The sequence below is a fragment of the Saccharopolyspora sp. NPDC047091 genome (genome assembly GCF_040643635.1).
In the GTDB taxonomy this organism is placed as follows: domain Bacteria; phylum Actinomycetota; class Actinomycetes; order Mycobacteriales; family Pseudonocardiaceae; genus Saccharopolyspora_C.
The window spans coordinates 1-9,049 of sequence record NZ_JBEYUS010000122.1; the positions used below are offsets into that span (position 1 = coordinate 1).

At 73.0% G+C, this 9,049-nt stretch carries 4 protein-coding genes; all 4 read right to left on the reverse strand.

Annotated elements, in window-relative coordinates:
• Positions 1 to 156: 156 nt before the first annotated feature.
• Positions 157 to 2,463 carry an FtsX-like permease family protein gene (locus ABZ805_RS28625; RefSeq protein ID WP_358446852.1) on the reverse strand — a complete coding sequence of 769 codons (2,307 nt, stop codon included), beginning with the start codon at positions 2,461 to 2,463 and terminating at the stop codon, positions 157 to 159.
• A 30-nt stretch (positions 2,464 to 2,493) separates the two neighbouring features.
• Positions 2,494 to 4,830 carry an FtsX-like permease family protein gene (locus ABZ805_RS28630; RefSeq protein ID WP_358446855.1) on the reverse strand — a complete coding sequence of 779 codons (2,337 nt, stop codon included), beginning with the start codon at positions 4,828 to 4,830 and terminating at the stop codon, positions 2,494 to 2,496.
• A gap of 107 nt (positions 4,831 to 4,937) precedes the next feature.
• Positions 4,938 to 7,283: an FtsX-like permease family protein gene (locus ABZ805_RS28635; RefSeq protein ID WP_358446857.1), complete on the reverse strand. Its 2,346-nt coding sequence runs from the start codon at positions 7,281 to 7,283 to the stop codon at positions 4,938 to 4,940.
• Between the two features lie 58 nt (positions 7,284 to 7,341).
• Positions 7,342 to 9,049: FtsX-like permease family protein (locus ABZ805_RS28640; RefSeq protein WP_358446860.1), on the reverse strand; the 1,708-nt coding region annotated here is incomplete at its 5' end.

A 9,049-nucleotide genomic window follows, 5' to 3' on the forward strand; every position in this document is an offset into this window, starting at 1 on the left:
CGGGCGCACCCAGGCCGCCGCCGGGGTCGCCCTCAGCGGTGTCCTCGCGAGGACAGCGTTTTCTCCTGTGGCGGAGCCACCTGTGAAAACGATCCCGCAGCGAGGGCGCCGCTGAGGTTCCGCCACCCGCCCCACCGAGCAAGAGAACCAGGCGATCTACTCAGCATGAAGACCTGTGGTGTTCATGGCCTTGGTCAGGGCGGGTGCGGTGAGCGCGGTGACGACCAGCACCGAGACCGCCGCGAAGCCGACCACGGCGGCGGCGCCGGGCAGGTCCAGGGCGGGCAGGTCGCCGTCGGTGGCGTAGATGAGGGCGCCGAGCCCGTACCCGGCGGGCACCGCGATCGCGGTGGCCAGCAGCATGGGGACGGCGTTCTGCAGGAACGCCGACCACACCAGCGTGCTGCGTTCGGCTCCGACTGCGCCCAGCACCGCCATCGGCCGGGTTCGTTCGTGGATCTGTTCGACGGCGGTGACCAGCAGGCTGCAGCCGATCAGCGTGAACACCACCAGTGCTCCCGCCAGCAGCCCGGTCTTCACCAGGTCGAGCATGGCGAGGGACGCCGCGGCGTCCTGCGGGGTGTTCTCGAAGACGGCCCCGCCGTCCAGCGCCGCTTCGGCGCGGTTGCGGATGCGTTCGGCGAGGTCGGGCGGTGCCGTCGCGGCCAGTTCGACGTCGATGTCGACGCTGCGCAGCTCGGTCGGGATGCCCGCGGCCGCGGCGGGGGTGATCACCAGGCTCGCGAGGGGGATCTCGCCGCGTTCGACGTGTTGCGGTTCGGTCGGGCGCAGCGGCGGGATGGGGAGGGTCGCGGTGCCGCGGTCCGGTCCGGCGTTGACGAGCCAGGTTTCGCCGGTGCGCGGCGGGGCGCCTTTGACGGCTCCTCCTCCGGGCGGGGCGAAGGTGTCTCCGTCGCGGCAGTCGGCGGCCAGCCGGGTGCGGAGGATCAGGTCGCAGTCTGCGATCACCGCGAAGCTGGAGCGGTCGGGTTCGGCTTCGACGGTGATCCGGTGGTAGCCGCTCACCGCGGTCACTCCGGGCATGGCGGCGAGGTCGGTGCGCAGGTGCTGCAATTCGTCCCGGCCGGGCCGGTTCTCGCGGCCGGAGATGGTGGCGGTCCGGTCGCCGGGTGCGCTGTGCGCGAGCTGCTGCTCGAGTGCGCCGATCATGGTCTGGAGGGCGATGACGCCGGTGACGACGACGGCGATGGCGCTGACGGAGCGGGCGGCGGTGCCGCTGGTGAGGTGCAGTCGGCGCAGGGCGAGCTGCCAGGCCAGCGGTCCGCGACCCGCGTTGCGGGTGGCGGTTTCGACGACCCACGGCAGCATCAGCGGTACCGACAGCAGCATCAGCGCGACGGAGACGACGATCAGCGCGGTCCAGGCGGTGGTGTCCAGGTCGAGCGGCAGCCGGGACGCCCCGAGGCCGGCGATGCCCAGTGCCATCGAGGCGGTGCGGGGCCACAACCGGCGACGGGGGACTCCGTCCCGGCGCACCGAGCCGAGCGGGTCGTGCACGGCGCCGCGCAGGGCGGCCAGCGAGATCAGCACGGTCAGCGCCGGTACCCCGATGGTGATCAGCACCGCGATCCACCACACGGGGGTGAGGTCGGCGACGAACACGGCCACGAACGAGGTTTCGAACCGGGAGAGCGCGAGGTGTGCACCGCCGAACAGGGCCCATCCGGCGAGGACTCCGGCGAGGGCGCCGATGAGGGTTTCGCCGGAGGCGATGCGCCGTACTTGCCAGGCGCTGGCGCCGACGAGGCGCAGTGCGGCGAGTCTGCGTTGCCGGGCCGCTTCGGCGAGGCGGGTCGTGCTGATGACGAACACGACCACCGGCAGCAGCAGCGCGGTCGCTCCCACCGGCACCAGCACCCAGTTGCCCGCGTCCGCGTCCGGCTCGGCGGTTTCGCCGTAGTGGTCGACGACGCGGGATTCCGCGGTCTGCTCGGTGAGTTCCGCGGTGCCGCCGTAGTAGTACAGCTCGGCGGGGGTGACCAGTCCGTCGTCGCCGATGGTGCCGACGATGGTGCCGGGCAGCCGTTCCCGCAGCAGTGCCGAGTCGGGTCGGGCGAGCAGTTCGCGCAGTGCCGGGGACACGACCAGTTCGCCCGGTGCCGGGTAGTGGTCGAGCCCGGCGGGCAGGGGCGCGTCGGGGCGCTGCGGCTGGAGCAACCGCCCGTTGATGTACTGCCCTTGGAAGATCGTGGAGCGCTGGACGCCGAGGACGGCGGCGGGCGGTCCGGCTTCGGCGGCGTCGTAGGTCATCTGCCTGCCCGCGGCGCGTTCTCCCTGGTGCTCGATCCAGGTCGGCGTGCTGGCGCTGATCAGCAGCACCAGCACGCCGGTACCGACGCCGACGGTGATCAGGGCGAGCCTGCCCCAGGGGGTGTTGCGGTCGCCGACGGCGAGGCGGACCCCCAGCACCAGGTCGGTGGTCCAGGTGCGAATCCTGCTCATCGTGCGCGGTCTCCTCGGCATCGGCGGCGGCTACTCGGTGTGGAGGCCCGCGCTGCCCATGGCCTTGGACAGGGCGGGGGCGGTGAGGGCGGTGACGACCAGTACCGACACGGCGGCGAAGGCCAGCACGACCGCCGTCCCCGCCAGGTCCGGGGCGACCAGGTCCTCGGACGACGTCGCCACGACCAGCAGTCCGGTGGCGTAGCCGATGGGCACCGCGGGCACCAGCGCGAGCAGCATCGGTACGGCGTTCTGCAGGAACGCGGACCAGACGAGGGTGCTGCGCTTGGCGCCGACGGCTCCGAGGACGGCCATCGGCCGGGAGCGTTCCTGGATCTGCTCGACCGCGGTGACGAGCAGGCTGCAGCCGATCAGGGAGAACACGACCATCGCGCCCAGCAGCAGCCCGTACTTGACCAGCCGGATCATCTCCTCCGATTCGGCGTCGCCGGTCCAGACGTCCGCGCCGACGGCGGGATTCGGCAGGTTCGCCGCGGCCGCGTTGCGGATGCGCTCGACCAGCTCGGGTGGCGCGGTGGCGTCGAGGTCGATGCCCAGCAGCGCGTTGCGCGCCTCCATCGGGATCGCGGTGGCCGCGGCCGGGGTCAGGGCCAGGTCGTAGCCGGTGAACTCGCCGGTGCCCCGGCCGGCGGAGCGCACGGGCGGAACGGGCCAGCCCACCACCTCCGGGCCGGTGCCCGCCGCGTTCGGGCGCGGGGTGGTGATCTGCCACTGGCGGCCTTCCTGCGCGCGGACGTCGACGCGATCGAGGTCGCCGGGGATGTCGAGGAGGAACGCGTCGCCGTCGTGGCACTCGCCCACCCGGGCGAAGCGGGTGATCATGGTGCAGTCGGCGATGCCGATCGTCACCATCGAGTCGGCGTCCGGGCTGACGTGGACGCTGTGCAGCGCGGTCACCGCTCGCACCCCGGGCATCGCCGCGATCTCGGCCGCGGTGGCGCTCATCGCGTCGCGGCCGGTCGGGTCCTCGCTCGCGTAGATGTGCATCGAGTGCGCGTTGCCGGCGTCCGCGGAGCGCCGCGCGTGCTGCGCCTCGGTGGAGGCGATCATGGTCTGGAGGGCGATGACGCCGGTGACGACGACGGCGATGGCGCTGACGGAGCGGGCGGCGGTGCCGCTGGTGAGGTGCAGGCGGCGCAGCGCGAGCTGCCAGGCGAGCGGCCCGCCGCGAACCCGTTCGGCGAGGAACGCGACGCCCCACGGCAGCAGCAGCGGCACCGACAGCAGGATCAGCGCGATCGAGACGACCAGGCAGGACATCCACCAGTTCGGGCCCCAGCCCGGCCAGCGGGCGCCCACGACGCCGAGGACCCCGACCACCAGCGGCACGCACCGCGGCCACAACCGGCGGCGGGCGGGCGTGGCCCGGCGCACCGAGCCGAGCGGGTCGTGCACGGCGCCGCGCAGCGCGACCAGCGAGATCAGCACGGTCCCGACCGGCACCCCGAACGTGACCGCCGCGGCGATCCACCACTGCGGGGTGAGGTCGGCGACGAACACCGACGCGTAGGGCGTCTCGATGCTGGCGAGCGCGAGGTGCGCGCCGCCGAACAGGGCCCATCCGGTGAGGACTCCGGCGAGGGCTCCGATGAGGGTTTCGCCGGAGGCGATGCGGCGGACTTGCCAGGCGCTGGCGCCGACGAGGCGCAGTGCGGCGAGTCTGCGTTGGCGGGCGGCTTCGGCGAGCCGTGTCGTGCTGATGACGAACACGACCACCGGCAGCAGCAGCGCGCACCCGCCTCCCGCCCACAGCAGCAGGATGTCCTGCTGCGAGGTCATGCCCGTGTAGCGCTCGCCGAAGTGGTCGTCGACGCGGTAGTCCGAGTTCCACTCGGTCAACCCGGTGGTGCCCGCGTAGTAGTGCAGCTCCCCGGGCATGACCAGCCCGTCGTCGCGGATGGTGCCGACGGCGGTGCCGGGCAGGCGTTCCCGCAGCAGGGCCGAGCCGGGCCGGGCGAGCAGGTCACCCAGCGCCGGGGACACGATCAGCTCGCCCGGTGCCGGGTAGCGGTCCAGTCCGGCGGGCAGCGGGGCGTCCGGGCGCCGCGGTTCGACCAGCACGCCGGAGATGCCCTGCTCGCGGAACGTGGTGTGGCTGCCCACGCCGAGCACCGCGGCCGGGACGTGCGCGCGCTCGGAGGTCGCGTAGGCCATGTCGCGGGCGGCGGAGCGCTGGTCCCAGGCGGCGGTCCAGGTCGGGAGGGCGGCGCTGGTCAGCAGCACCAGGACGCCGATGCCGATGCCGGTGGTCATCAGGGCGAGCCGGCCCCAGGGGGTGTTGCGGTCGCCGACGGCGAGGCGCACACCCAGCACCAGGTCCGCGATCCAGCTGCGGATCCTTGTCATCGCCCTGCCTCCTCGGCGGCGTTCGGTTCTCGGTTCGGGACGGTCTCCGGTCCCGGGGTTGATCGTGCCGGTGGCGGCGGGACGGGGTGCGGGCGGGATCACCGGGCCTATTCGGTGTGCAGCCCGTCGGAGCTCATGGCCTTGGACAGGGCAGGTGCGGTCAGGGCGGTCACCACCAGCACCGAGACCGCGGCGAAGCCCAGCACCGCGGCGGCGCCCGGCAGGTCCGGCACGGGCACGTACCGGTAGCTGCCCGCCGTGATCACACAGCCGAGGGCGAAGCCGATCGGGATGGCGAGCAGCAGGGCCAGCAGCATGGGTACGGCGTTCTGCAGGAAGGCGGACCACATGAGGGTGCTGCGCTTGGCGCCGACGGCTCCGAGCACGGCCATCGGCCGGGATCGTTCGTGGATCTGCTCGACGGCGGTGACCAGCAGGCTGCAGCCGATCAGCGTGAACACGCCCAGCGCCCCCGCCAGCAACCCGTACTTGACCAGGTTCAAGGCGGTGCGCGTCTCCGTCCCCGCGGTGTAGCTCTCGTAGATGTCCGGGCTCGGCAGGTGCTGCCACGCCGCGGTGCGGATCTGCTCGAGCAGTTCCGGGGGTGCCTGTTCGTCGCGCACCGCGGTGATGTTCGCCCGGCGGACCTCCATCGGGATGCCGGCGGCCGCGGCGGGGGTCAGCACCAGGTTCGCGATGGTGGTCACCTCCGACGCGGCGTCGAGGGGCCCGACGGCGCGCACCGGTGGGACGGTCCACGGAAGCGTGCCGAGACCGGTGGCGTTCGCGCCGCGCGCGTCGAGCTGCCAGAGCTGTCCTTCGCGCAGCGGCTGTTCGGGCCGGTCCGCGGTGGTGTTGTAGCGGGTGGGGGCGGGCAGGAACGCGTCACCGTCCCGGCACTCCCCGACCTCGACGCTCCGGCGGATCGTGGCGCAGTCGGCGATCACCACCGTGGCGGAGGAGCGCTCCCCGGAGCGCAGGGACGTGGTGTGCTGGGCCGTCACCGAGCGCACCCCGGGCAACGCGGCGAGCGCGTCCCGCGTGGCGCTCATCCCTCGGCCGGTCAGGTCCTCCCGCCCGTGGACGTACACCTCCAGGGAGTCGTTCGGCGTGGTGGCCGGCTTCTCGTACTGCTGGTCGAGGGAGGCGATCATGGTCTGCAGGGCGATGACACCGGTGACGACGACGGCGATGGCACTGACGGAACGGGCGGCGGTGCCGCTGGTCAGGTGCAGCCGGCGCAGCGCGAGCTGCCAGGCCACCGGGCCACCCCGCACTCGCCGGGCCGCGGTCTCCACGATCCACGGCAGCAACAGCGGGACCGACACCAGCACCAGAGCCACCGAGGTGATCGGTACCGCGGCTCTCAGGTCCGAGGTGCCCCACTCCGACCAGGGGACCACCATCCCCGCCAGGCCGAGCACGAGCGGCACCAGCCGCGGCCACAACCTGCGCCCGCCGGGCACCGCGCGGCGCACCCAGCCGAGCGGGTCCCCCACCGCGCCGCGCAGCACGACCAGCGAGATCAGCACGGTGGTCAGCGGAACGCCGAGGGTGATCAGCACCGCCAACCACCACACGGGCGTGAAGTCGCCGACGAACACAGAGGCTCCTGCCACCTCGACCCGGTCCGCCACCACGTGGCAGGCGGCGAACAGCGCCCAGCCCGCCAGCACGCCGGTGGTGGCGCCGACGAGCGTTTCGCCGGAGGCGATGCGGCGGACTTGCCAGGCGCTGGCTCCGACCAGGCGCAGTGCGGCGAGTCTGCGTTGGCGGGCTGCTTCGGCGAGCCGCGTCGTGCTGATGACGAACACGACCACCGGCAGCAGCAGCGCGCAGGCACCCACCGACCACAGCAACAGGGCGTCCTGCGTCAGGGCAGACCTGTCCTGGTATCCCTCGCCGAAGTGGTCGTCGACGCGGTAGTCGGCGTTCCACTCGGTCAGCCCGGTGGCCGCGCCGTAGTAGTACAGCTCCCTCGGCGAGAGCAGCCCGTCGTCGTCGATGGTGCCGGCGACGGTGCCGGGCAGCCGTTGGCGCAACAGCTCGGATCCGGGTTCGGCGAGCAGGTCGGCCAGTGCCGGGGACGTGATGAGCTCGCCCGGTGCGGGGTAGCGGTCCAGTCCGGCGGGCAACGGCGCGTCCGGGCGCCCCGGTTGGACGAGCAGGCCGTTCACCGGTGCCCGCCCGAACACCGTCCCGCCGTTCATGCCGAGCACCGCCGCCGGGACGTGCGAGAGCACGGCCGAAGCGTCGGTCATGTCGCGGGCGGCGGAGCGCTGCTGGCGGGCGTCGATCCAGTTCGGCAGCGCGGCGCTGATCAGCAGTACCAGGACGCCGATGCCGATGCCGGTGGTCATCAGGGCGAGCCTGCCCCACGGGGTGTTGCGGTCACCGATGGCGAGGCGCACGCCCAGTCCCAGGTCGGTGCTCCAGGTGCGCATCCGGTTCATCCGGGCTCCTCGGCGGTGTTCGGTTCTCAGCGTGCGCTCGGTTCCTGCCGGGTGCGGCCTATTCGGTGTGCAGCCCGTCGGAGCTCATGGCCTTGGACAGGGCGGGTGCGGTCAGGGCGGTCACCACCAGCACCGAGACCGCGGCGAAGGACAGCACCGCGCCCATGCCGGGCAGGTCCGGGACGGGCGGCGCCGCGAACAGCGACACCATGATCAGCCCGCCGAGCAGGCAACCGAGGGGTACCGCGAGCAGCAGGGCCAGCAGCATGGGGACGGCGTTCTGCAGGAACGCAGACCACACGAGGGTGCTGCGCTTGGCGCCCACAGCTCCGAGCACGGCCATCGGCCGGGTTCGCTCCTGGATCTGCTCGACTGCGGTGACCAGCAGGCTGCAGCCGATCAGCGCGAACACGACCATCGCGCCCAGCAGCAGCCCGTACTCGACCATCCGCAGCTCGGCGGACGAGTCCGTCAACGCCACGCTCCGGTGGACGGCCGGGAACGGCAGGTGTGCCCCGGCCACGGTGCGGACCTGCTCCTCGAGGTCCGGTGGCGCCTGCGCGGTGGGGTCGACCTCGATGCGCACGCTGCGGATCTCCATCGGGATTCCGGCGGCCGCGGCCGGGGTCAGCACCAGTTCCGCGGTGTTCGACGAATCGGTGGAGGGCCCGATGTGCCGCAGGGGTGGGATGGTCCAGGCGATGGTGCCCGCACCGGTGGCGTTGGAGCCGGTCGTCAGGATCTCCCACTGCTGCCCTGCGGAGATGGGCAACTGCTCGTCGGTCCCTGCGGTGTGTTCGGGCAGGAACGCGTCGCCGTCCCGGCACTCCCCCACGGGGAAGGAGGCTGCGGCGGTGGCGCAGTCGACGATCACGACCCGGGCGACGGATCGCCCCGACTGCAGGGAGATCGAGTGATGCGGGCTCACCGAGCTCACCCCGGGCAGTGCCGCGACCTCGGCGGCCGTGGCGCTCATTCCGTCGCGCCCGGTCCGATCCTCCTCGCCACCGATGCTGATCTGAGCTGGAGCGGCGCCTGCCCGCCCGGCCAGCCGCAGGGCTTGGTGCTCCAAGGAGGCGAACATCGTCTGCAGGGCGATGACGCCGGTGACGACGACGGCGATGGCGCTGACGGAGCGGGCGGCGGTGCCGCTGGTCAGGTGCAGCCGGCGCAGGGCGAGCTGCCAGGCGACCGGTCCGCCGTGCCATCGCCGGGCGACGGTCTCGACGATCCACGACAGCAGCAGCGGCACCGAGACCAGCACCAGCGCGACCGAGCCGGCCGGTATCGCGAGGCGCACGGCGTTCGACGAGTACACCTGCGGCCACGGGAACACCGCGCCCGCCAGGCCGAGCACGAGCGGCACCAGCCGCGGCCACAACCGGCGGCGGATGGGCGTGGCCTGGCGCACCGAGCGCAGCGGGTCGTGCACGGCGCCGCGCAAGGCGGCAAGGGAGATCAGCACGGTGGTCAGCGGAACGCCGAGGGTGATCAGCACCGCCGCCCACCACGCGGGGGCGAGGTCGGCGGTGAACATCGATTCGTCGGCCACGTCGACCCGGTCCGCCACCACGTGGCAGGTGATGAACAGCGCCCACCCGGCGAGCACGCCGGTGATCGTGCCGACGAGCGTTTCGCCGGAGGCGATGCGGCGGACCTGCCAGGCGCTGGCTCCGACCAGGCGCAGTGCGGCGAGTCTGCGTTGGCGGGCTGCTTCGGCGAGCCGCGTCGTGCTGATGACGAACACGACCACCGGCAGCAGCAGC